We start from the raw sequence: 23,929 nt of genomic DNA on the forward strand, positions 1-23,929 counted from the left end.
TAAATCCTGTATTAATTAGCCTTTAGACGATTTTCTAAGAAAGGCACTAGCTCTTCATGTGCATGACGTAATAGTGCCTCAGTTGAATCCCAATTGATACATGCGTCAGTGATAGATACACCGTATTTCATCTCTTCAAGAGCTAAGTCAGAAGATTGATTTCCTTCATTGATATGGCTTTCAATCATAAGACCGATAATAGATTTATTGCCTTCACGGATTTGATGAATCACATCCTCCGCGACTAATGGCTGGCGACGGTAATCTTTACGTGAGTTGGCGTGACTGCAATCCACCATTAATGAAGCATCAAGACCAGATTTCGCCATCTCTTGCTCACACTCAGTGACTGATACCGAATCGTAGTTAGTTTGCTTGCCGCCACGTAAGATCACATGTCCATTAGCATTGCCCTGGGTGGTCAACAGTGCGACTTGTCCCTCACGGTTAATTCCCATAAAACGGTGGCTAGAGGACGCAGCTTGCATCGCGTTAATTGCGGTTGCCAAACTGCCATCGGTGCCATTCTTAAAACCGATTGGCATAGACAGGCCGCTTGCCATTTCACGGTGAGTTTGTGACTCCGTCGTACGAGCACCGATGGCTGCCCAGCTAAAAGTATCCGCCAAGTATTGTGGGCTAATTGGGTCTAGAGCCTCAGTCGCGAGCGGGATTTCCATCTCTGCCAACTCCACCAGAAGTTCGCGTCCAACATGCAGACCGTGTTCAATATCGAAACTGCCGTCTAGGTGTGGATCATTGATCAAGCCTTTCCAGCCGACCGTGGTGCGCGGCTTCTCAAAGTAAACACGCATAACAATATACAGTTGGTCACTTAGTTGTTCAGAGAGTGCTTTAAGTCGCTTTGCGTAATCCTTCGCCGCTTCTACGTCGTGGATAGAACATGGACCGCATACAACAAGCAGGCGGTGATCCTTCTTGTGAATAATATTAGCGATAGTTTGACGAGACTCTTGAATAAAGCGACGTGCTTTTTCACTCAAAGGAAGCTTGGTTTTTAGTTCCTCCGGAGTAATAAGAACCTGTTCTTCGATAATATTAATATTGCTCAACTCACTTTTCTGCATAACTCTAACCTGTATATTTATTTTTACACCCAACCAAACCCTTGGTGAGACAACTAAGCTTTAACGACAAGATAACAGGCTAAAAAAGAAAAACAAGCGTACATAATAAAAAACATTTAGTGTAAATTAAAGTTTACAATTAAATAAAAAGCCAAAGCATAATTAACTTTGGCTTCTCATCGCTGTTTTGAATCTTTTACAAGAGGTTTAGCTAGTCAAGCGTTTCATCGCTTCACTCGCCGCTTTCCACTCTTGAGATAGCTTAAGTTCGCTTGGAGAAAATGACTGTTTTTTCAGTAATGCATCCGCGAGTGGCACGGTTGAAACCGGTAAGTTGTCTAATACCTCAACGTGCGCTTCTCGTTTATTACACATTAACAACATATCGCAACCAGCTCTCAATGCTTGAGCACCTCGCTCGGCTGGGCTGCCCATAATCGCAGCGCCTTCCATGGTCAAGTCATCCGAAAAAACCAAACCTTTAAAACCCAATTGCTGACGCAGGACCTGTTTTAACCAGTATTCAGAACCGCTGGCTGGTTGAGCATCATAATGTGGGAAAATCACGTGAGCAGGCATCATGGCATCTAAAATACCGGCATCAATTTGCGCTTTGAAGATCGCCATATCTTGTTCAAAAATATCACTGCGCTCGTCGTATGGTGTTTCTAGATGTGAGTCTGCAATCACGCCACCATGTCCAGGGAAGTGTTTGCCTGTCGTTGCCATGCCAACACTCTTCATTCCTTGCATATAAGCAGTGCTATAGCGAAGAATGGTATCGGCATCTTCACCGAATGCGCGGTTACCGATCGCTTTACATTGATGGCCTTGGTCAAGTACCGGGGCAAAGCTTAAATCAATATCATGGGCAATCAGCTCTGCTGCCATTAACCAACCGCCCATACGAGCAAGCTCTTCACCATTTTGATGTTTAGCGTACTCATCAGCAGCAGGAATTAATGAGAAACCTTCACGAAAGCGCTGCACTCGTCCGCCTTCTTGATCCACACCGATCAAAAACGGGCGCTTAGCCGCCTTTCGGATGGATTGAGTAAGTGCTTGAAGCTGTTCGCTATCATGATAGTTGCGAGCAAATAGAATTAAGCCACCAACCGTAGGATGCTCCAAGATTTCTTTGTCTTCAGCGGTCAGTTCATACCCCGCAACGTCAACCCATAACGGTCCCATGTTTTCTCCTCAAAATCGGCTGAATATCTCGTATTCGATGAGGTTATTCGCTTCAGATTTGCTTTACAATAAGTGAATGAAGAATTGACGAGATCGGCTATGAAATTTAACGAACTGTACATTGGTGTGATGTCTGGAACGAGTATGGATGGTGTTGATACCGCTCTAGTTGAAATAAGCGATGAGCACGTTCGCCTGATTGCGCACGACGACTACCCAATGCCCGCAGCACTAAAAGACATGCTGTTATCTGTTTGTACCGGTCAAGCAACAAATTTAAAAACCATAGGTGAACTTGACCACCAGCTCGGCCACCTATTTGCAGATGCTGTGTTACAGCTACTCAATAAGTCTGGTTACGTCGCAGAGCAAATTCATGCGATTGGTAATCACGGTCAAACAGTGTTCCATCAGCCTACCGGAAACTTGCCGTTTACCACTCAATTGGGCGATGCAAACATTATCGCAGTCAAGACAGGCATTGATACGGTAGCGGATTTTCGTCGTAAAGACATGGCGCTAGGTGGACAAGGTGCCCCACTCGTCCCTGCTTTCCATAAAAGCATTTTTGCGATGCAGGATTCCACAACTGTAGTACTTAACATTGGAGGCATTGCCAATATCTCGGTACTGCATCCAGAACAACCAGTCATTGGCTATGACACAGGCCCGGGCAATATGTTGATGGACGCATGGTGTGCGCTGCATACTGGGCAAAGCTTCGACGAAGATGCACAATTTGCACTTAAAGGAACGGTAAACGCTACTTTGTTGACTCAATTACTCAAAGAAGCTTACCTCGCCATGCCAGCCCCTAAAAGTACCGGACGAGAACTGTTCAATATTGACTGGCTGCATCAACAACTGGCCCATCACAATTTACCAACCGAAGACGTACAGCGTACACTCTGCGAATACTCTGCGATTACCATTGCCAACGAAGTCGACAAGTTTTCTCATGGCATCACACCTCAACTATTGGTCTGTGGCGGTGGAGCAAGAAACCCACTTTTGATGCAGCGACTAGCTAAGTTATTGCCACAATGGAGCGTTGCGACAACGGCAGAAAAAGGTGTTGATGGCGACTACATGGAAGCAATGGCGTTTGCTTGGCTTGCGCAGCGCCATATTCACGGCCTCCCTAGCAACTTACCGGAAGTTACGGGGGCAAGTCGTCTCGCTTCACTGGGTGTACTCTATTCAAAAAATTAAGGGCAATAGATCCTAAACAAAAAGGCTTAATTCATTATGACGAACGATGCACTTATCGCAGCTTTATCCCATCTGGTATCTGAAGGGCGAAATCCAGACACCATGGACATCGACTTGCTGCCTTCTCTCGATATTGTTCAACGCATCAACCAACAGGACAAACTCGTTCCTCTTGCCGTTGAAAAAGTATTGCCTGAGATCGCTGAAGCCGTTGATAAGATCACGGAAGCATTTAAGGTCGGAGGTCGGTTGTTTTACATCGGTGCGGGTACCAGTGGTCGACTTGGCGTTTTGGACGCTTCAGAATGCCCACCAACTTTTGGCACAGATCCAGAGATGGTCGTTGGTATTATTGCCGGTGGAAAAGAGGCAATGTTCCGTGCAAAAGAAGGGGCGGAGGACGATCCAGCATTGGGTGAGCAAGATCTTAAAGAGAATACGCTAACACAACGCGATGTCGTCGTTGGTATTGCGGCAAGTGGACGAACACCTTACGTGATTGGTGGCTTAGAGTATGCGAACGAGCTTGGTGCCACCACTGTAGCACTATCTTGTAACCCTGACTCTCCGATTGCAGATATTGCTGATATTGCGATTAGCCCCGTTGTTGGACCTGAAGCGTTAACGGGATCCACTCGCTTAAAATCAGGGACGGCACAAAAACTCGTACTAAACATGCTCACTACCGCAAGCATGATTCGCCTGGGCAAAAGTTATCAGAACTTAATGGTAGATGTGAAAGCGACGAATGCAAAGCTAGTTGCAAGAGCGGCTCGTATTGTTATGCAAGCAACAGATTGTACTAACCAAGAGGCTAAAACGGCGCTCAAAGAAACGGACTACGACGCCAAGTTAGCGATTTTGATGATTTTAACCGGGCTGGATAGAGAAAGCGCGACTGAGCAACTGAACGCCAAGCAAGGATATTTAAGAAAAGTCGTGATCGCGCAAACTAATCAATCTTAATCAATAAAGCGCCTCACTTATTTAAAAGTCAGGCGCCTTTTATGGCTTAATTTAGTAGTTCAATCGTTCAATGTGAGTAATACCGACTTTACCTTCAAGGTCACTGAACATATGAACCATTGCTGGGTATGGTAGTGCTCCAGGGTAGACAACTTCTGCATTACAGAAAAACGCATAGTTTTGTCCGGCTACGACTTGAGTAGCCACAACCAAAGGGGAGTATTTGACACCGACAAACCCCTCGATACCTTTAGCAAATACTTCTTTATTCTCTGCTGTGAGTTCATGAAATGGACTCCAGCCACCAGCCATTTGCGTTGACATAATGTGATTCCTTTTTTCTGTGCTCACTATCAAGCAGTATGAACATAGTTTAATAAGGAAGACTTTGCCACATTTATGTGATGCAGACAGTGTAACAACGGCTTTATTGACTATTAATTTGAGTATTCATTCCAACCACGTTGCCATTCCATGCGGAATTTTTGCGCTTGCTCAGTACCTTCACAAACCCCTTCGTAATACTGACCAGATAACCCCATTTGATACGCAAAAGCAGGATTACAGTACTCACGTAAACCTTCTAAATAACCTTGGTCGTAGTCACTTTGCTTAACACTACCCAATTCACGAAGCTCGCTCATCGTGCGCGATGTGTGTCCGGTTATGCCATCTTGATATCCGATCTGATGCCAATCTCCCGACTTGGCAAGATCTGCTGTCGTTGCTGTGCATCCTGCAAGTAAAGCCAGTGCCAGACCTACCGTTACCTTTTTCATGGTTCTTCCTTAAGTAATTGTTTTCAAAAATAAGCTTACCACTAATTATTGGCGCTTGCCGCTGAGCTTGCAGATTTAACCACTGATGACTCAAATCAGCCGCTCAAGACTGTCATCAACCTTTCGCCATTTTTAAAAACCGCTCAAGCAGCATATCGACCACTCAGTGCTCTATTCGACCACTCATCTACTAACCGAATGCATTTAACACAAGTGACGCATAACATGCATCCTGAGATTAAAAAATTACCCTACCCAACTAAGACCAAGGACAATTGCTATGATGTGGTTTCTAACTTGTGTCGCAGCCCTAATCGGCGGATACTTCATCTACGGCGCTTTCGTCGAGAAGATTTTCGGCATCAATGAAAAACGCCAAACGCCAGCTCACACCAAATCGGACGGTGTTGACTTCGTTCCAATGTCAACAAAGAAAGTTTACCTAGTTCAACTACTTAACATCGCAGGTGTTGGTCCAATTTTTGGCCCGATCATGGGGGCACTATACGGTCCTGCGGCGATGCTTTGGATTGTAGTCGGTTGTATTTTTGCTGGTGCAGTACACGATTACTTCTCAGGCATGCTTTCAGTGCGTAACGGCGGTGCATCTGTACCTACCATTACAGGTCGCTACCTAGGTAATGGCGCAAAACACTTTATGAATATTTTTGCCATTGTCCTATTGCTTCTAGTTGGCGTAGTGTTCGTTTCAGCCCCTGCTGGCATGATTACTAACCTCATCAATGATCAAACAAGCTTGAGCGTAAGCATGACGACGATGGTTATTGCTATCTTTGCTTACTACATCATTGCTACGATTGTTCCTGTCGATAAAATCATTGGTCGTTTCTACCCACTGTTTGGCGCCCTACTTATCTTTATGTCTGTTGGCCTAATGACAGCCGTTGCTTTCTCTAGCGAACACACAGTAATGGGTGACTTCCAAGTTTCGGACATGTTCTCTAACCTCAACCCAAATGACATGCCGTTATGGCCTGCATTGTTCATCACTATCGCATGTGGCGCTATCTCTGGCTTCCACGCAACTCAGTCTCCACTGATGGCGCGTTGTATGGAAAATGAGAAAAACGGTCGCTTCGTATTCTACGGTGCAATGATTGGTGAAGGTGTTATCGCGCTAATTTGGTGTGCTATCGCTCTGTCTTTCTTCGGCTCTCTAGACGCTCTATCAGAAGCTGTGAAAAACGGTGGCCCTGGTAACGTGGTATACAGCGCATCATTTGGTCTGCTAGGTGTGTTCGGTGGTATCCTTGCGTTCCTGGGTGTGGTTATCCTACCAATTACGTCTGGCGATACAGCGTTCCGTTCAAGCCGCTTGATCCTTGCTGAATACTTCAACATGGAACAAAAAACGCTACGTAACCGTCTACTGATGGCACTTCCACTGTTCGTTATCGGCGGTATCTTAACTCAAGTAGACTTCGGCATTATCTGGCGCTACTTCGGTTTTGCAAACCAAACAACAGCGGTAATGATGCTTTGGACTGCGTCCGCTTACCTACTGCGTCACAACAAGCTGCACTGGATTACCACTATCCCAGCTATCTTCATGACCACGGTATGTGTCACGTTCATCTTAAACAACAGCTCGCTAGGTTTTGGTCTGCCAATGCAACTATCAACTATCGTAGGTATTGTGTTTGCCCTAGCTGTGACAGGTTACGTTATCAAAACCTCTAAGGGTAAAGGTGAAACTGAACTGGCTGACGAAGAGAAACCACAAGCCGTATCAGAAACAGCGTAATACTCGTCACATCTGAGTGACTAAGATAGGAGCCTGCCAATTGCAGGCTCTTTTTGTTTTATACCCAAGTCACTTTAAGACTCAGAAAGCACAGCGCAGCATCATTTACTTAGCTGTTCTTATCTATCTGAGCCAAGCATCTTGAGGTTACTTAGGTATACAATAACAACATTGATTCTAGGTTAGGTTCACTATGGAACTGGTCATCTCCCTTTTACAACAGATGTGTGTGTACTTAGTTTTGGCTTACATGCTAAGTAAAACGCCAATCATCTTACCTTTGCTGAGTATTTCTTCGCGCTTAAGCCACCGCCTAATTTGTTACGTACTCTTCTCTGGCTTTTGTATTCTCGGCACCTATTTCGGTCTGCACATCAACGATGCTATTGCCAATACTCGTGCGATCGGCGCAGTTATGGGCGGGCTGTTTGGTGGACCTGTTGTAGGTTTCGCCGTCGGATTTACTGGTGGCATCCATCGATACTCTCTTGGTGGCTTTACTGACCTAGCCTGCGCAATTTCAACCACCGCCGAGGGCGTAATTGGTGGCTTGCTCCACGTTTACCTTATCAAGCGAAATAAAGGCGCATTGCTGTTTAATCCAAGCGTCGTATTCAGCGTTACGTTTGTTGCAGAAGTGGTGCAAATGATTTTGCTGCTCGCCGTCGCGAAACCTTTTGATCAAGCCTATGAACTGGTGTCCGCTATTGCAGCGCCTATGATCATCGCGAATTCATTTGGTGCGGCGTTGTTCATGAGTATCCTGCAAGACAGAAAAGCAATCTTTGAAAAGTTTTCTGCGACGTTTTCGCGTCGAGCGCTCACCATTGCTGATCGCTCAGTGGGAATTCTAAGCAACGGCTTCAACACCGAAAACGCAGAGAAAATCGCGCGTATTATTTACGAAGAAACCAAAGTGGGCGCTGTCGCGATTACTGACCAAGAAAAAATCTTAGCGTTTGTGGGCATTGGCGATGATCACCATAAACCAAACACGCCGATTTCATCGCAAAGCACATTAGACTCCATGGAGAAAAACGACATCATTTATCTTGATGGTGCGGAGCGTCCATACCAATGCTCCATTGCAAAAGATTGCAAGCTCGGATCTGCGCTGATCATCCCACTGCGTGCAGGGAAAGAGGTCATTGGTACCATAAAGCTGTATGAACCGAAGCGTAAATTGTTCTCGACGGCCAACATGTCGATGGCGGAAGGAATAGCCCAGCTTCTATCTAGCCAAATCCTTTATGGCGATTACCAACAACAACAAGCCTTACTCGCCCAAGCAGAAATAAAATTGCTTCACGCTCAGGTGAATCCACACTTTTTGTTTAATGCACTCAATACTATTAGTGCGATTACTCGTCGTGACCCTGACAAAGCGCGCGAGCTAATCCAAAATCTATCGCACTTCTTCCGCAGCAATTTAAAGCAGAACATTAATACCGTGACGTTAAAGGAAGAGCTTGCACATGTGAACTCGTACTTGAGCATCGAAAAAGCGCGTTTTACGGACCGCTTAGAGGTTGAAATCGATATTCAACCTGAATTGCTGGACATCAAATTACCAAGCTTTACACTCCAGCCTTTGGTTGAGAATGCCATTAAGCATGGCATTTCAAACATGCTTGAAGGTGGTAAAGTTCATATATACAGCGAAGCACACCCACAAGGTCACTTGATTACCGTCGAAGACAACGCAGGCAGTTTTGAGCCGCCAAAAGAAAACCACTCAGGGCTAGGTTTAGAAATTGTCGACAAGCGTCTCACTAATCAATTTGGACGTGATGCAGCGCTAAAAATTACGTGCGAGCCACATCAATTTACTAAAATGAGCTTTATCATTCCCCCAAAATCATAAAAGCACGCTGAAGCAATAAAGGTAATGTTGGATGTTAACCGCACTCGTCATTGATGATGAACAGTTTGCTCGTGAAGAGCTAGCAGAGTTACTGGATGAAACAGGCCAAGTTGAGGTCGTGGGCGATGCCTCAAACGCAATCCTCGGCCTAAAAAAAATCAATGAACTCAAGCCTGATGTGGTGTTTCTCGATATCCAAATGCCTCAAGTCACGGGGATTGAATTACTAGGGATGCTTGATCCAGAAACCATGCCTTATGTGGTTTTTGTCACGGCTTATGATCAGTATGCGATTCAAGCATTTGAAGACAATGCCTTTGATTACTTGCTCAAACCTGTCGACCCATGCCGGCTAACTAAAACGGTAAAACGACTAAACAAAGTCATTAGCCAATCCGCCCTAACGCAACAACTGTCTGCTATTACACCTGACACGTTGGATCAAATACCGTGCATCGGACACAACCGCATCGTTATCATGGCCACCGACACGGTGGAATGTGCTTACAGTGATATCAGCGGCGTGCATGTACGCTCCACCAGCCAAACCGCGAGCACCCAACTGACATTAAAAACGTTGGAAGAGAAAACCCCTCTAGTCCGCTGCCATCGTCAATACTTAGTCAGTATTAAAGCGATTAGCGAAATCAAGTTACTGGAAAATGGGTTAGCGGAAATCATCACCAAAACAGGCTTTGAGATACCAGTAAGCCGCCGCTACTTAAAGGTGCTCAAAGAGATGCTCGGCATTAGCCACTAACACAAAAACTTCACACATCATCGCTGAGTTTCCGCTAGCGTATAAATAGGACGCTCTGAAAAGACGAGGCGATGATGTATAAAGTTTTATTCATATGTAAGCACAACGCTGGACGAAGCGTCCTCGCGGAGTCAATCGCAACCAATATCCTGCCAGCAGATTTTAGTGTCACCAGTGGAGGCTCACATCCCACAGGCAAGGTGCACCCAGTGGTGCAAAAATATTTAGATGACCACCAACTCCCCATTCCGCATATCCACACGCATTCATGGGAGGAGCGAACTCAGTTTCTTCCCGACATCGTTATTATTCTCTGTGATTCTTTACATCAAGAAACCGCTCCTCAGTGGCTTGCAGGTGGTGTTCGAGTAAACTGGCAAGTTGATGCTTTTCCGACCGATGGTTCTGATGAAGACATGTACGCACATTGCGAAAAGGTTGCTCAATCGCTTGAGCGAAGAATCACGAAGGTGTCTGATATGATTATCGATGGTTTAGGAAAAGACCAAATTCGTGATTACCTAAATGAGTTAAGAGAGATGTAAAAAAGGCGACCCCACAGGTCGCCTTTTGAATATTCGATAAATGGAGACTAATCCACTTGCTTGATTTGCAGTTCTTTAGGTACTTCAAAGAACATATTCTCTTCACGGCCAAGTACTTCATCAACCGCTTCGGCACCAACGAGTTCTTTGATTCGCTCTAGAATCTGATTAACGAGCTCTTCCGGAGCAGATGCTCCCGCAGTCACGCCGACCTTTGTTTTGCCTTCAAACCACTCAGGTTTGATATCTTCCGGACAGTCGGTTAAGTAGCCAGGTGTCCCTAGCTTTTCAGCTAGCTCTTTAAGACGTGTAGAGTTTGATGAGTTTTTAGAACCCACCACAACCATCACATCTACGTCACCAGCTAATTCACGTACGGCATCTTGGCGGTTTTGTGTCGCATAACAGATATCGTCTTTACGTGGACCTTGGATATCTGGGAACACGCGGCGTAGCTCTTCGATAACATCGGCAGTTTCATCGACAGAAAGCGTCGTTTGGCTTACGTAATGAAGATCGGATGGATCTTTCACAATCGCCTTCAGTTTCTCAACATCGGCTGGAGTTTCAACCAAGTACATACCACCGGTTTCACTGGCGTATTGCCCCATCGTACCTTCGACTTCAGGGTGACCTGCGTGACCAATCAGAACCACTTCCATATTACGACGGCTCGCACGCGCCACTTCCATATGCACCTTAGTTACCAAAGGACACGTTGCGTCAAATACGGTCAAATCACGCAGCTTGGCTTCCTGACGAACCGCCTGCGATACACCATGAGCAGAAAAAATCACAATGTTGTTGTCTGGCACTTCATGCAGCTCTTCAACGAAGATAGCACCACGTTGTTTTAGCCCTTCAACCACAAAACGGTTATGCACCACTTCATGACGCACATAAATCGGTGGCTGATACATCTCTAGCGCACGCTCTACGATGCTAATCGCACGGTCTACACCAGCACAAAAGCCGCGTGGGTTAGCTAATAGGATTTTCATTTCATTGCTCATGGAAATTATCTTTATTGGGTTCGCTATTCTACTGACAAAATTTCAACTTCGAAAGTCACGTCTTGTCCCGCTAGAGGATGGTTGAAGTCCACAGTGACTGAATCGCCTGCAATCTCTGTAATAATGCCCGGGATTTCCATGCCATCAGGGCCACTGAAGGCCATGATTGTACCAACTTCCACTTCTGCATCACCTACAAATTTAGTGCGATCCATATAGTGAATATGATCAGGGTTTGGCATACCAAACGCGTCTTCTGCCTTTAGCTCAATCGCTTTTTGTGCGCCTGTTTCGAGGCCTATCAAGCACTGCTCAAAGTTTTCACTCAAGCTGCCATCACCCATAACAAATTTCGCTGGTTTACCCATGTTATGAGTACTATCTGCAACCGATCCGTCTTTCATTTTAATCGTAAAGTGAAGGGTTACTACCGATTCATTGGTTATTGTTGTCACGTTAATGCTTCCTTGTTCTTGGGTTATTACGCTGTCAGCTTGGTCTTTTTATACATTGATATGCTGATTGGCGCTCCAACATAATAAAAAGCGTCGCTCGAATCAACGGACGACGCTTAGGGTTATTCGATATACCGCAAAAGATTACTTGTCAGCGTCTTTTTTACGGAAGCCATCCAGAATAATCATTGCCGCACCAATACAGATCGCCATGTCAGCAAGGTTGAATGCTGGCCAGTGGTAGTTACCCCAGAAGAAGTCTAGGTAATCAACAACAAAGCCATGAACGACGCGGTCAAACACGTTGCCCACTGCACCACCAATAATCAGTGCATAAGCAATGTTGTTCCATTTTTCTTTTGCTGGAAGCTTACTCATCCAGTAGGTCAAAAGACCCGTAACAACAAACGCGATACCTGTAAATAACCAGCGCTGCCAACCAGCTTGATCGCTCAAGAAGCTGAAAGCGGCACCGTAGTTATGAACGTAAAGTAGGTTGAAGAATGGCAACACCTCAATTCGGTTTGCCCATCCGTAGCCCATGTTGTCCATCACCACCAATTTGATGCCAATATCTGCAATAAATACCAGAATTGCTAACCACAGCCAGCGAACTCCAGATTGCTTTAACGTCAGTGCTTTTTCACTCATTACTTTACCTACAAACAGCCCCAGTAAATACTGGGGCTGTTAATTTAAAAAAAAGTTCAGTCGTTCTAGGCAATTACGCGAATTTACGTACTTCACCTTCGCCGTCTACGTTAGACACACAACGACCACAGATTTTCTCGTGACCTTCAATTGTGCCTACGTCTGGCGTGTGGTGCCAACAACGATCACACTTCTCGCCTTCAGCTGCTGCTACTTCAACAAATAAGCCTTCGATATCTGTGGCTTGTGCTGCATCCGTCTTCTCACCTAGAGGCTTAACTTTCGCCGCAGAGGTTAGTAGAACAAAGCGCAGTTCATCTTCAAGTTTGTTGATCTTCGCCGCTAGTGCGTCATCAGCAAATAGAGTCACTTCAGCTTGTAGTGCACCACCAATGGTTTTCTCTTTACGCGCATCTTCTAGAAGTTTGTTTACCGCACCACGAACCGCTTGGATCTCAGACCAGAATTCGTTGTTCAGCTCTTCACCTTCAGCAAGACCGAATAGACCGTCGAACCACTCACCAGTGAATACGAACTTGTCGCGTTGACCTGGCATTTCGTTCCAGATTTCATCTGCAGTGAACGACATGATTGGCGCCATCCAACGAACTAGCGCTTCTACGATGTAGTAAAGTGCAGTCTGACAGCTACGTTGAGCGTTGCCGCCACGTTTTGCTGTGTACTGACGGTCTTTAATTACGTCTAAGTAGAAAGAGCCCATTTCGATTGAACAGAATTGCATTAGACGCTGAGTCACACCGTGTGTGTTGTACTCTTCGTATGCTTTAACAATCTCTTCTTGTGCTGCTAGTGCACGACCAACCGCCCAGCGATCTAGCGCAACCATCTCTTCAACAGGAACGATGTCTGTTTCAGGGTTGAAGCCGCTCAAGTTAGCTAGGAAGAAACGCGCTGTGTTACGGATACGACGGTACGCATCTGCGCTGCGTTTTAGGATTTCATCAGAAACCGCAACTTCACCAGTGTAGTCTGTAGAAGCAACCCATAGACGAAGAATGTCAGCACCTAGCTTGTTGGTTACGTCTTTTGGCGCAACCACGTTACCGATAGATTTAGACATCTTACGACCCTGACCGTCAACCACGAAACCGTGTGTCAGTACTTGTTTGTAAGGTGCTTCGTCTTTCATCGCAATAGATGAAATTAAAGAAGATTGGAACCAACCGCGGTGTTGGTCAGAACCTTCTAGGTATAGGTCTGCACTGTTGCCGTTGTACTCTTCACGAGCATCAACAACAGAGAAGTGAGTGACACCTGAATCGAACCATACGTCTAGCGTATCTAGCACTTTTTCGTATTGGTCAGCGTCAGCACCTAGTAGTTCAGCGGCATCTACATCCCACCATGCTTGGATGCCTTTCTCTTCAACCAGCTTAGCGACTTTCTCGATCAGCTCTAGCGTGTTTGGATGAAGTTCTGCTGTTTCTTTATGAACAAACAGAGCAATTGGCACACCCCAAGTACGTTGACGAGAGATACACCACTCAGGGCGACCTTCGATCATACCTTCGATGCGGCTCTGACCCCACTCAGGCATCCACTCTACATTCTTGATTGACTCTAATGCTTTAGCACGTAGGCCAGCTTGGTCCATAGAAACGAACCATTGAGGTGTAGCACGGAAGATGATTGGGGTCTTATGACGCCAACAGTGTGGGTAGCTGTGCTCGTAAGCGTGGTGGTGTAGTAGTGCACCTTTTTCTTTTAGTACTTCTACTACTGCATCGTTCGCTTTAAATACGTGCTGACCAGCAAATAGCTCTGTATCTGGTAGGTAAACACCGTTTGAGCCAACTGGGTTTGCTACTTCTAGGTTGTACTTGTTACCAACCGCGAAGTCTTCTTGACCGTGACCAGGAGCAGTGTGAACAACACCAGTACCTGAATCAGTCGTAACGTGATCACCAAGGATCGCTGGTACAGTGAAATCGTAGAATGGGTGTTGGAATTGAGAAAGCTCTAGGTCCGCACCTTTAGCAAAGCCAAGGTTGTGGAAGTGCTCGATACCCGCACGGTCCATTACGTCTTTCGCTAGCTCAGCAGCAACGATGATACGCTCAGCGTTGTCGCCTTCTGTTTGGATAAGCACGTACTCTAGATCATCACGTAGACATACTGCGCGGTTTGCAGGCAGTGTCCAAGGTGTTGTTGTCCAGATAACGATAGATACGTCACCGTGACCTTCATGACCTTCTGTCAGTTCAAATTTAGATAGCAGTGCCGCTTCGTCAGCCGCTTTAAAACGAACGTCGATAGATGGCGATACTTTATCTTTGTATTCTACTTCCGCTTCAGCAAGAGCAGAACCACAGTCTGTACACCAGTGAACAGGTTTGAAACCTTTTAGCAGGTGACCATTGCTTGCGATCTTACCAAGAGCACGAATAATGTTCGCTTCAGTTGCGAAATCCATAGTGCGGTATGGCTTGTCCCACTCACCCATGATACCAAGGCGTTTGAAGCTCTCTTTCTGACCTTCAACCTGACCTGCTGCGTATTCACGACATTTCTCGCGGAATTCCGCTGCTGTCACTTTTTGGCCTGGCTTACCTACTTTCTTCTCTACCATTAATTCGATTGGTAGACCGTGGCAGTCCCAGCCTGGGATGTAAGGTGCGTCAAAACCTGAAAGTGTTTTGGATTTAATAATAATGTCTTTAAGAATCTTGTTTAGTGCGTGACCAATATGAATGTCACCATTTGCGTAAGGAGGGCCATCGTGCAATACGAATGACTTTTTGCCTTTCTTAGCTTTACGGATTTCACCGTAAAGATCTTCTTTGTACCAACGCTTAAGCATTTCTGGCTCACGATTGGCCAGGTTGCCGCGCATTGGAAACCCTGTTTCAGGTAAGTTCAGGGTATCTTTATACTCACTCATCGATTCTTAATTCCGTTATATTGGGCGAAAATTAGACATTATGTTGAACGGTGGAATAAACCGCTCAACGCTTAAGCTGACGCAGCCACACCCTTGCTGCTTCAGCATCCAATTCAATTTGTTGTTTAAGTGCTTCAAACGACTCAAACTTTTGCTCATCTCGAAGTTTATGCAAAAGTTCCACTTCTAGTTGCTTGCCATATAAATTGGCATGAAAGTCGAATAAGTGCACTTCTAACTGTTGGCGAACACCATTGACGGTTGGTCTTTGACCAATATTAGCAACACCACCAACTGGCTTATTTCCTAAGCCAAGCGCTTGAACAACATAGACTCCGGAAACCGGAGAAACACAGCGTTTCAAAGGAATATTTGCAGTAGGGAACCCAATGGTTCGACCTAGCTTTCTTCCATGAGAAACACGACCGCTGATGCTGTAGTTTCTTCCCAGCATCTGTTGCGCGGAATGCAAATCGTCACGCGCCAGCGCTTGACGGATAGCCGTACTGCTGACACGTAATTGTTGTAAACAAAAGCTCTGGGTACTTACGACATCAAAGCCGTATTTTTCCCCTGCTTCCTGCAGCATTGCAAAGTTACCTGTACGGCCTTTGCCAAAGCAGAAATCATCACCAACGACAAGAAACTTAACACCCAAACGCTCGACCAACAAGTCACGGATAAACTCTTCCGCGGTTAAATTTGCAAAATGGCGATTGAAATTGACACACAGTAAGCGGTCAATATCGAGCTTACTCAATTGCACGAACTTATCGCGTAATCGAGTCAACCTTGCAGGTGCCTTGTCTTTGGCAAACAGCTCCATCGGCTGAGGTTCAAAGGTCATCACAACAGAAGGCAAGGATAGCCTGTCCGCTTGCTCAGACACTTGCTGCAATACTTGTTGATGGCCTTTATGGACACCATCGAAATTGCCAATAGTCAGCACACAACCATGATGTCGCGGGTTGATATTGTGAATGCCTCTAATCAGTTCCATTGGATACTGCTTTCTGCCTCTGTTTTACTTTACACTGTGTGAAACTGACGGATTATATACTAATCACCCTCAGTCTGTCCCAGCTTTTAGGTCTTTTAAACGCGCACCAGTTAAAAATAGAACCACTAGGTAAACTACGGCTCCTAAACCGATCAACATCCCTAGCACCGCGCTTCGGTGAGCAAAGCTCCAGCCCAGCCATACTGACATATCTTCCAGTTGCCATAAGATTGCCGCCACCATCGCCGCGCCAGCAATAGCTAAACGTATAATAAAGAAGACGGTTCGCTTAGTGATTTGGTATACCTCTGCGATGTGCAGGCCACGATACAGCAGTGCCATATTCACAAATGCCGATAGTGCCGTCGCGATAGCCAAGCCAACGTAGCCATAGAAGTACGCAAAAATTGCATTAAATACCATGTTGGTCACCATCGCAATGATGCCGTATTTCACTGGCGTTTTAGTGTCTTGACGCGAGTAATAACCCGGAGCGAGCACTTTAATCAGCATAAAGTTCAACAAGCCTGAAGCGTAAGCAAAGAGTGACAATGATGCTTGATGTACGTCTTGTGGCGAAAACTCACCTCGCATGAATAACACCATCAACATAGGTTTTGCCAGTACCATCAAACCAAGCATTGCAGGAAGGCCAAGTAAGATCACCATGCGCACCCCCCAGTCCATGGTTTGTGCGAATCCTTCATTTTGTGCGTCAACATGTTTGCGTGATAATGCTGGTAAAATCACCGTTGCAATAGCAATACCAAACAGACCTAACGGGAATTCCAACAAGCGATCTGAATAGTACAACCAACTGATCGAACCGGTTTGCAGAAAGCTGGCAATAAAAGTATCAAACAACAAGTTGATTTGGCTTACCGACACACCGAACAAAGCAGGAATCATTAAGGTTCGGATCTTCACCACGCCCGGATCGCGCCAGCCCCATTTCGGCTTAACCATAACCCCCGCTTTAATAAGGAAAGGGATTTGAAATAAGAACTGAACCAAACCACCAAGGAAAACACCGATGGCAAGACCAATCTCTGGCTGTGGCATCTGCGGCGAGATAAACCATGCTGCCAAAATGATCATCACATTGAGGAAGACAGGAGTAAACGAAGAAACCGCAAACTTACCTAGTGTATTGAGAATGGCTCCCGATAGGGCAACAAAAGTGATGAACCATAAATAAGGAAAGGTAATCTTGAGCATCACGCTAGCAAGTTCGAACTTCTCAGCCGCGGGACCACCATGCATCCAGTCTAGGAACCAACCAAAACCAAACAGTGCAGTCACCACTCCGGAACCTAGAACACCTAAGATGGTAACAATTGAGACTATCACCCCTAATGTACCCGCCGCACGAGCAATGAGCTCCCGAGTTTTATTCATGTCGCCTTGAGCATGGCTTTCCGTTAAAACAGGTACAAACGCTTGGGAAAAAGCACCTTCAGCAAACAAACGTCGTAAAAAATTAGGAATTTTATTGGCGAAGAAAAAGACGTCTGCGCTTGCTCCTGCCCCCATTAAATTTGCCACTACAACATCACGAACTAGGCCAAGAACGCGGGAAATAAATGTCATAGCACTGACGATCATGCCAGACTTGAGTAGTCGTTTACTCACTGTAACCTCGGAATATCACCATAAGACAGCTAACCCTATACTGTTTCTCTGACAGGTGCTGTAAATAGACGTCAAAAATCTATCCGCGGGTTGTAAGGAATAAGTGTGCCTTTCGCGGATAATTATTAGCATTGGTATAAAAATGCTGTTAGAATCCCCGCCATCTTAACCGCGATAACCTCTCTTACCAAAATTTGTTTTGGCTTAGATCGGTTTTTGCACAAATCATTTGACATTTAAGCGCAAATGAGGGATATTCCTCGCCCTTAAATTGTCACAGAACTAAGTTTTTGGGAGTTAGACCCTTGGCAAATAGTAAATCTGCTAAGAAGCGCGCTATCCAAGCTGAGAAACGTCGTCAGCACAATGCTAGCCGTCGCTCAATGATGCGTACTTACATGAAGAAAACTGTTGCTGCTATCGAAGCAGGCGACAAAGAAGCTGCAACTGCTGCATTCGCTGTAGTTACACCTATCCTAGACCGCATGGCAACTAAAGGCCTTATTCACAAGAATAAAGCAGCTCGCCATAAGTCTCGTTTCGCTGCACAAATCAAAGCTCTTTAATAGAGTCCTGATTTTACAGTGAAGAAAAAACCGACCTTGTGTCGGTTTTTTTATATCTACAAAGTTTTCTTAATAAAAAAAGCTGGCAATGCCAGCTTTTCTTTTTCTGAATGTCCCATTTAAAGACATCAGCTTATTCATTACCCATATAACGCTCAAACTAGAAAGCACTAATAAAACACTTGAGAACAAAGCAAATTGGTCGATGAGTAGTACCCTATCATCAAAAGTTTAACGCCACTCTCAAATATTCCAACAAGTTAGATTCACACTCTAAGATGAGCAGTATATTAGGACTATTTAATTAATGTTGAGCACTCTCAGCACAATAAAGACTATGCAGTGTTTTTATTAACGCTTTCACTTCATCACTCTTTAATGTGTAGTACACCGTCTGTGCTTCTTTCCTTGTCGTGACTAACTCATCACGGCGAAGCCAAGCAAGATGCTGAGATAATGCCGACTGGCTTAGCTCTAACTTTGCACACAGCTCTCCCACGGACAGCTCTTGGTTATGCAGCATACAAAGGATTTGTAGGCGTCTCTCGTTTGCCATCGCTTTGAGCAACACGACGGCTTTTGCGGAGTTCTGCTCCATTTCTTGTAGATTCATGTGTTGGACCTCTAGCTACAACTTACTTATTCCAACCCTGGCCAGCTTGTTGTGTTGCACTGATTTATATATCTAAGAAAATCAAGATACACTTCCAGAGTCTTCATTATTAGAACCTCTAATTTAGTTGTTAGTGATACACCAATATTATCCACCAAGGATTTTAATTGGTGCGCCATCAATAATTAATAGTTTTGCTCACTAAAACAAGTATCTTGCTTACTTAGATATTATTTAGAATTATATTTTTATTGATAGTAATCTATTTATTTACGCAACGATACGGGTTTACTCAAACATTTGACTGAAATCAGCATCACAAACATTTTTTACCGCGGGGTGTTGGATCATTCGTTCCGCAAAAATCACGTAGTACTCTTCTTTTAGCCCATCGACATGGCCAATTAGCTGTAAATTTCGGTCGTCTTCAATCTCCGACATGTATACGGTCGGTGCCAAGAAAATCACATCATCGTGGTACCGAGCAAAAGCTTTCATCAACGCAACATCATCAAACTCCCCTAGCACATTGGGTTGAAGGCCTTGACGATCAAACCATTGAATAACTTTACGCCCCATAGCCGTTCGGCTCGCGGGAATCAGAAGTTTTTTTTGTTCCAAGATCTCAGGGAATCGCACATTTTCAATTTCAGAAGAAGCAAAAAAGCTCATGCTACTTTCACCCAACTTTTTGCTATAAAGGCCAGGACTTTGAGTAGAATCAACGGGACAATCCGAAAGGATCATATCTAGCTTGTGCTGAGAAAGGCGTTCAAGTAGCAGTTCGTGGGTCGATTCATAACAGCGTAAATGAATACTGTTATCTTCCGGGACGGTCGTCATCAGTACTTTACTGACCAAGCGCTTAGATAATGCATCGGCTACACCAACTTCAAATAGAATGTTCGAGTGCTGGCTGTAATTGACGATATCTAACATCTCATAGCTCAAACCGAACATCCGGTCGGCGTACTTAAACACAAGCTGACCTAACTCAGTGGGCTCAACTGTACGACCATTGCGCTTGGTTAACTTTCCTTTCATGCGCTCTTCAAGCGCTTTAATCTGTCCTGTCACGGTTTGCGGTGTCAGGAAGAGCGCGTCAGCCGCCTTAGTTACAGAGCCCTGTTTGCACACCATCCAGAAATAATAGAGATGGTTGTAGTTTAGATGTGACATGATCGAGTCCCGAAAAGAAAGTGATACTTTTTATACCAAATGTGACAGAGACAAACAATAAACTCGACAAAACCATACAATACCTTACAAAAGCATAAGTTTTACCGAAAGTATAAAGTCAACACTGTCATAAAAGTTGAACTGAGGCGCATTTTCTCTACAAAAAAAACGCAAAAATCAAACAAAAAGAAATCAAAATTTAACCATTAAAATCAACAAGTTAAAAATTAATTTTCTTCCTCTTTTACGCCATTATCAAAAAGAACAATAAAAATCTCTCACAGCAAGAAATCTGTAATATTACTGAAATATTTGTTCTCTAACATCGCCCGCAGATTCAACTACAGACCGAAAAATGAACTGAAAGGTCAACGGAGAAAATTATGATGAACCAAGCTACTTCAACAGTGGCACCAATTTCGAGCACAGCTCGTTGGTTACGCTGGGCTAACTTGGCATTCATGTTATATCTGCTTCTTCTAGCAGTATCTATGGTTGGTAGTGGCTTTAAATGGGCAACTGGCGATCAAGCTAAGGTGCTATTTGAATTTGCCGCACACCCAGTTGCAGGTCTAATGATCGGCTTGGTGGCAACAGCCTTAATTCAGTCTTCAAGTACTGTAACGTCTATTATTGTAGGCTTGGTTGCAGGTGGCTTACCTGTAGAAACCGCTATCCCTATGGTGATGGGTGCTAACATTGGTACCACAGTGACCAATACGCTTGTGTCTCTTGGCCACGTGCGCTGTAAAGAAGAGTTCAAACGTGCATTTGCAAGTGCAACCATTCACGACTTCTTCAACTTGCTTGCTGTCGCTATTTTCCTTCCGTTGGAAATGATGTTCGGCATTTTAGAGAAAGTTTCTCACTGGCTTGTTTCTCCACTGCTTGCTACTGGTGATATGAGCATTAAGGGCTTCAACTTTATTAAACCAATTACAAAGCCAGTCGTAGGCGCAATTAAAGAGCCACTTTCTACCTTCGGTGATACTGTTGGCGGCGTCATGCTTATTGCTTTGGGTATTGCGACTATCTTCGTTGCAATCACAGTGATGGGTAAATTGATGAAGAGCCTAATGGTTGGTCGCGCACGTGAAATTTTGAAAAACGCCATCGGTCGTGGTCCTATTCACGGCATCGTATCAGGCTCAATCGTGACCGTTCTAGTACAATCTTCCTCAACCACGACAAGTTTAATGGTTCCGTTGGTTGGTACTGGCGTGTTGAAAGTACGAGATATCTACCCTTTCACTCTGGGTGCTAACATTGGTACTTGTATTACGGCACTACTAGCAGCGACAGCGGTATCTGGAGAGTTCGCAGTATTCGCACTACAAATCGCTCTAGTCCACTTAGTATTTAACATCATGGCGACGCTGTTTATCTTTGGAATTCCATTCCTACGTGAGATTCCGGTTAAAGGCGCTGAGATGATTTCTGAAATGGCTATTAAGAATAAAGCAGTTGTTGGTGGTTACCTAATGTCAGTATTCGTTATTCTACCAGGTGCAATTCTAGCCCTAACAACGTAACAACAACGACATACCATCGCTTATTGTTTAGGCTCCACATCGTGGAGCCTTTTTTATGATAATTAAACTGTTCAAATCGATTGTCCGGTGATAATTTGAGCCACATCAGCATGCTTATGCTGAGCTATCTCATTTGGAGTCGACAACATGACGCAGCTTAATGACGCTATTTCTGATCAGCAACTCGCAATAGACGAAAACCTAACCCAACTGGTTGCTGATATTGATATCCTCAGTAGCGTGAATCCTCTTAATTATGCTCAAGAAAGAGAACGTTTCATTAAAAACAAATATTCTCAAGAGCCTAATTTTCAATATTCAATTACTAACGTAGATACCCACAGCGCAAAGCGACGTCTATATGAGCTACCTCTAGAAAACATTCAAGACACCCAACTGCAGAGGCTGTACGCGGATGTAATTCAGTCTTATGCAGATAAACTGGATCAAGTGAATACCATAGGTACGCAAGAGTTTCTTTATAACTCCTTACGCTATTATGGGGAACCGAGCGCCAAAGATATTGCCAACGCCCATTTCATATTGCACCTTCCTACAGAAGAAGAAAAAGAACCTCAGCACGATAGCCGTGCAATAGCACGTTTCATGCAAAATTTTGCTCAACGCAATGGGTATGAATGTGAAATACAGGTGTTGGACGGGATGTTAGCAAACGCACTAGTTTCAGGATCTCGAGTCAAAATTAACCACGCGGCGTACATCACCACTGATGAGCTGGAGGCTCTTGCACATCATGAAATGGGAGTACATCTCCTGACTACGCTTAACGGTCGTCAACAACCGCTAAAAGTCCTGAGCTTAGGTTGTCCTGCCAATACCAACACTCAAGAAGGGCTGGCTATATTATGTGAGTATCTGTCAGGACATTTCAGTATCAAGCGCCTAAGAACCTTAGCCTTACGAGTTCTGGCAGTAGAGTCGATGATCAAGGATCGCGATTTCCGCCATACGTTCATGCTATTAAAAGAACAGTATAAAGCTTCTGATCTTCAAGCATTTACAACGACTGCCCGAGTCTATCGAGGTGGAGGTTTAACGAAGGATTACTTGTATCTTAGAGGATTCCGAGAGGTGCTCAATGCCTATGATAAATTGGGCGATGACTTTTCACTATTGTTGTGCGGGAAAACAGAGCTGAAGTACTTTGAGCTTATCCGTTCATTAGTGAGTAAAGAAATATTCACTCAACCTAAGTTTATTAGCCCGGCACTGTCCACACCGATGCAGACCAACCCAATTCACCGTTATATTGTCAGTGCACTAAAATAATACCTTCTAAGTACAAAAAAGAAAAAAGCTCCATTCGGAGCTTTTTCTATATCTTGAAGAACGATACTCGTTACACTGAGAATGGGTAACGAATAGGATCGTGATGCTCGTACCCTTCAACCCAAAAGTCATCCAGTGTGACCCATGTTTCCAAATCTTCTAGAGATTTAATCTCTGGGTTGATATGGAACGTCGGCGCTTTTAATGGCTCACGTTTCAACTGAACATCGCGCATCAGTTCAAGCTGATCTTCATAAATGTGAGCATTCACAATCTTATGAAATGCCTGACCAGGTTTCTTGCCCGTAATTTGCGCCATAATCACCAAGAACACGTAAACTTGAACCATATTGAAGTTTAAGCCAAGCGGTACATCACACGAACGCTGAGTACTATTCAGGTAAAGCGTATCATCCAGCAATGAAAAATGGTGACTGTACATACAAGGACGCAAGCACCCCATGTGGAACTCACCCGGATTGTAGAAGTTCAAGATTTCACCGCGGTCATCAACACCACGCGTTAAGTCATCCACTATCTTACGTAGCTGGTCAACATGACCACCATCAGGTTTCGCCCAGGCGCGCCCTTGAACCCCATAGACACGGCCCATGTCGTCTTCACCTTTACGGTATGGGTTATTCAACCAGGCATCATTTAGGTTGGCATTGGCATCCCAGGTTTTCGTGCCCAGCTTACGAAAATCTTCCGCATTATCGTAACCACGAATATACCCTAATAGTTCTGCAACGGCCGCTTTCCAAAAACTTTTACGTGTGGTGACCAACGGAAATTGATTGTTCGCAACATCGTAGGTTAAATCCGCGTTGATTACGGTCAGGCAGCGCTTGCCTGTACGCTCATTTTCAACCCAAACACCTTGGTCAACGATGCGTTGACACAAATCTAAATACTGTTTCACACCA

General features: G+C 44.8%; 22 protein-coding genes. 9 read left to right on the forward strand and 13 right to left on the reverse strand.

The genetic code is table 11. The features are described from left to right. Positions 1 to 11 precede the first annotated feature (11 nt). On the reverse strand, positions 12 to 1,088 hold the full coding sequence (locus tag R7E47_RS12490) for a 3-deoxy-7-phosphoheptulonate synthase (RefSeq protein ID WP_005381904.1): 1,077 nt from the start codon (positions 1,086 to 1,088) through the stop codon (positions 12 to 14). 207 nt (positions 1,089 to 1,295) lie between these two features. Further along, positions 1,296 to 2,279 (reverse strand): beta-N-acetylhexosaminidase, encoded by a 984-nt coding sequence (nagZ, locus tag R7E47_RS12495; protein WP_064369000.1) that lies wholly within the window; start codon positions 2,277 to 2,279, stop codon positions 1,296 to 1,298. 99 nt (positions 2,280 to 2,378) lie between these two features. On the opposite strand from nagZ, the gene R7E47_RS12500 reads away from it, so the two are divergent. Both R7E47_RS12500 and murQ read left to right on the forward strand, forming a co-directional pair. Next, positions 2,379 to 3,491, forward strand: coding sequence for an anhydro-N-acetylmuramic acid kinase (locus R7E47_RS12500; protein WP_318084324.1), 1,113 nt, complete (start codon positions 2,379 to 2,381; stop codon positions 3,489 to 3,491). Positions 3,492 to 3,527: 36 nt separating this feature from the next. Further along, a complete protein-coding gene (murQ, locus tag R7E47_RS12505) occupies positions 3,528 to 4,457 on the forward strand; it encodes an N-acetylmuramic acid 6-phosphate etherase (RefSeq protein WP_017636161.1) in 930 nt (309 codons plus the stop codon). Positions 4,458 to 4,508: 51 nt separating this feature from the next. Here murQ and R7E47_RS12510 read toward each other — a convergent pair whose 3' ends face one another. Continuing rightward, positions 4,509 to 4,781: a hypothetical protein gene (locus R7E47_RS12510; RefSeq protein WP_239932243.1), complete on the reverse strand. Its 273-nt coding sequence runs from the start codon at positions 4,779 to 4,781 to the stop codon at positions 4,509 to 4,511. A gap of 113 nt (positions 4,782 to 4,894) precedes the next feature. Next, positions 4,895 to 5,236, reverse strand: coding sequence for a DUF2799 domain-containing protein (locus R7E47_RS12515; RefSeq protein ID WP_005381912.1), 342 nt, complete (start codon positions 5,234 to 5,236; stop codon positions 4,895 to 4,897). A 280-nt stretch (positions 5,237 to 5,516) separates the two neighbouring features. Between R7E47_RS12515 and R7E47_RS12520 the strand changes: the two genes are divergently transcribed. The 4 genes from R7E47_RS12520 (at position 5,517) to R7E47_RS12535 (ending at position 10,170) form a co-directional block, all read left to right on the forward strand. Then, positions 5,517 to 7,001 (forward strand): carbon starvation protein A, encoded by a 1,485-nt coding sequence (locus R7E47_RS12520; RefSeq protein ID WP_005381914.1) that lies wholly within the window; start codon positions 5,517 to 5,519, stop codon positions 6,999 to 7,001. Between the two features lie 193 nt (positions 7,002 to 7,194). Beyond that, complete coding sequence (locus tag R7E47_RS12525; protein ID WP_005381915.1) at positions 7,195 to 8,865, forward strand: sensor histidine kinase; 1,671 nt, start codon at positions 7,195 to 7,197, stop codon at positions 8,863 to 8,865. Between the two features lie 31 nt (positions 8,866 to 8,896). After that, positions 8,897 to 9,625 carry a two-component system response regulator BtsR gene (gene btsR, locus R7E47_RS12530; protein WP_005381917.1) on the forward strand — a complete coding sequence of 243 codons (729 nt, stop codon included), beginning with the start codon at positions 8,897 to 8,899 and terminating at the stop codon, positions 9,623 to 9,625. A 71-nt stretch (positions 9,626 to 9,696) separates the two neighbouring features. After that, entirely contained in the window at positions 9,697 to 10,170 is a 474-nt protein-coding gene (locus tag R7E47_RS12535) for a low molecular weight phosphatase family protein (RefSeq protein ID WP_033906110.1), read from the forward strand. A 47-nt stretch (positions 10,171 to 10,217) separates the two neighbouring features. On the opposite strand, the gene ispH is transcribed toward R7E47_RS12535, so the two are convergent. The 6 genes from ispH to murJ all read right to left on the reverse strand — a co-directional run bounded on the left by ispH (position 10,218) and on the right by murJ (position 17,823). Next, complete coding sequence (ispH, locus tag R7E47_RS12540; protein WP_017636164.1) at positions 10,218 to 11,183, reverse strand: 4-hydroxy-3-methylbut-2-enyl diphosphate reductase; 966 nt, start codon at positions 11,181 to 11,183, stop codon at positions 10,218 to 10,220. A gap of 23 nt (positions 11,184 to 11,206) precedes the next feature. Continuing rightward, on the reverse strand, positions 11,207 to 11,638 hold the full coding sequence (gene fkpB, locus R7E47_RS12545; protein WP_005381922.1) for an FKBP-type peptidyl-prolyl cis-trans isomerase: 432 nt from the start codon (positions 11,636 to 11,638) through the stop codon (positions 11,207 to 11,209). A gap of 144 nt (positions 11,639 to 11,782) precedes the next feature. Further along, positions 11,783 to 12,289 (reverse strand): signal peptidase II, encoded by a 507-nt coding sequence (gene lspA / locus R7E47_RS12550; protein ID WP_005385948.1) that lies wholly within the window; start codon positions 12,287 to 12,289, stop codon positions 11,783 to 11,785. A 73-nt stretch (positions 12,290 to 12,362) separates the two neighbouring features. Next, positions 12,363 to 15,191 (reverse strand): isoleucine--tRNA ligase, encoded by a 2,829-nt coding sequence (gene ileS, locus R7E47_RS12555; RefSeq protein WP_017821497.1) that lies wholly within the window; start codon positions 15,189 to 15,191, stop codon positions 12,363 to 12,365. A 64-nt stretch (positions 15,192 to 15,255) separates the two neighbouring features. Next, on the reverse strand, positions 15,256 to 16,191 hold the full coding sequence (ribF, locus tag R7E47_RS12560; protein ID WP_017636167.1) for a bifunctional riboflavin kinase/FAD synthetase: 936 nt from the start codon (positions 16,189 to 16,191) through the stop codon (positions 15,256 to 15,258). Positions 16,192 to 16,260: 69 nt separating this feature from the next. After that, positions 16,261 to 17,823 (reverse strand): murein biosynthesis integral membrane protein MurJ, encoded by a 1,563-nt coding sequence (murJ, locus tag R7E47_RS12565; RefSeq protein ID WP_025998736.1) that lies wholly within the window; start codon positions 17,821 to 17,823, stop codon positions 16,261 to 16,263. Positions 17,824 to 18,128: 305 nt separating this feature from the next. Between murJ and rpsT the strand changes: the two genes are divergently transcribed. Then, positions 18,129 to 18,389, forward strand: a complete 261-nt coding sequence (rpsT, locus tag R7E47_RS12570) for a 30S ribosomal protein S20 (RefSeq protein WP_005381938.1) — start codon at positions 18,129 to 18,131, stop codon at positions 18,387 to 18,389. Positions 18,390 to 18,693: 304 nt separating this feature from the next. Here the strand turns inward: rpsT and R7E47_RS12575 are convergent, their stop codons facing one another. Together R7E47_RS12575 and nhaR are read right to left on the reverse strand one after the other, a co-directional pair. Continuing rightward, the gene (locus tag R7E47_RS12575; protein WP_005381940.1) at positions 18,694 to 19,002 is read right to left on the reverse strand and encodes an ArsR/SmtB family transcription factor; all 309 of its coding nucleotides are present in this window, start codon (positions 19,000 to 19,002) and stop codon (positions 18,694 to 18,696) included. A 288-nt stretch (positions 19,003 to 19,290) separates the two neighbouring features. Then, positions 19,291 to 20,181, reverse strand: coding sequence for a transcriptional activator NhaR (nhaR, locus tag R7E47_RS12580; protein ID WP_005381942.1), 891 nt, complete (start codon positions 20,179 to 20,181; stop codon positions 19,291 to 19,293). Between the two features lie 386 nt (positions 20,182 to 20,567). Here nhaR and R7E47_RS12585 point away from each other — a divergent pair, with 386 nt between their 5' ends. Together R7E47_RS12585 and R7E47_RS12590 are read left to right on the forward strand one after the other, a co-directional pair. Then, a complete protein-coding gene (locus R7E47_RS12585) occupies positions 20,568 to 21,713 on the forward strand; it encodes a Na/Pi symporter (protein ID WP_025768431.1) in 1,146 nt (381 codons plus the stop codon). A 147-nt stretch (positions 21,714 to 21,860) separates the two neighbouring features. After that, a complete protein-coding gene (locus tag R7E47_RS12590) occupies positions 21,861 to 23,003 on the forward strand; it encodes a flavohemoglobin expression-modulating QEGLA motif protein (protein ID WP_318084325.1) in 1,143 nt (380 codons plus the stop codon). 70 nt (positions 23,004 to 23,073) lie between these two features. Here the strand turns inward: R7E47_RS12590 and R7E47_RS12595 are convergent, their stop codons facing one another. After that, on the reverse strand, positions 23,074 to 23,925 hold the full coding sequence (locus R7E47_RS12595; RefSeq protein WP_025768429.1) for a thymidylate synthase: 852 nt from the start codon (positions 23,923 to 23,925) through the stop codon (positions 23,074 to 23,076). Positions 23,926 to 23,929 lie beyond the last annotated feature (4 nt).

This window comes from Vibrio sp. Vb1026, assembly GCF_033338745.1.
Classification (GTDB): Bacteria; Pseudomonadota; Gammaproteobacteria; order Enterobacterales; family Vibrionaceae; genus Vibrio; species Vibrio alginolyticus.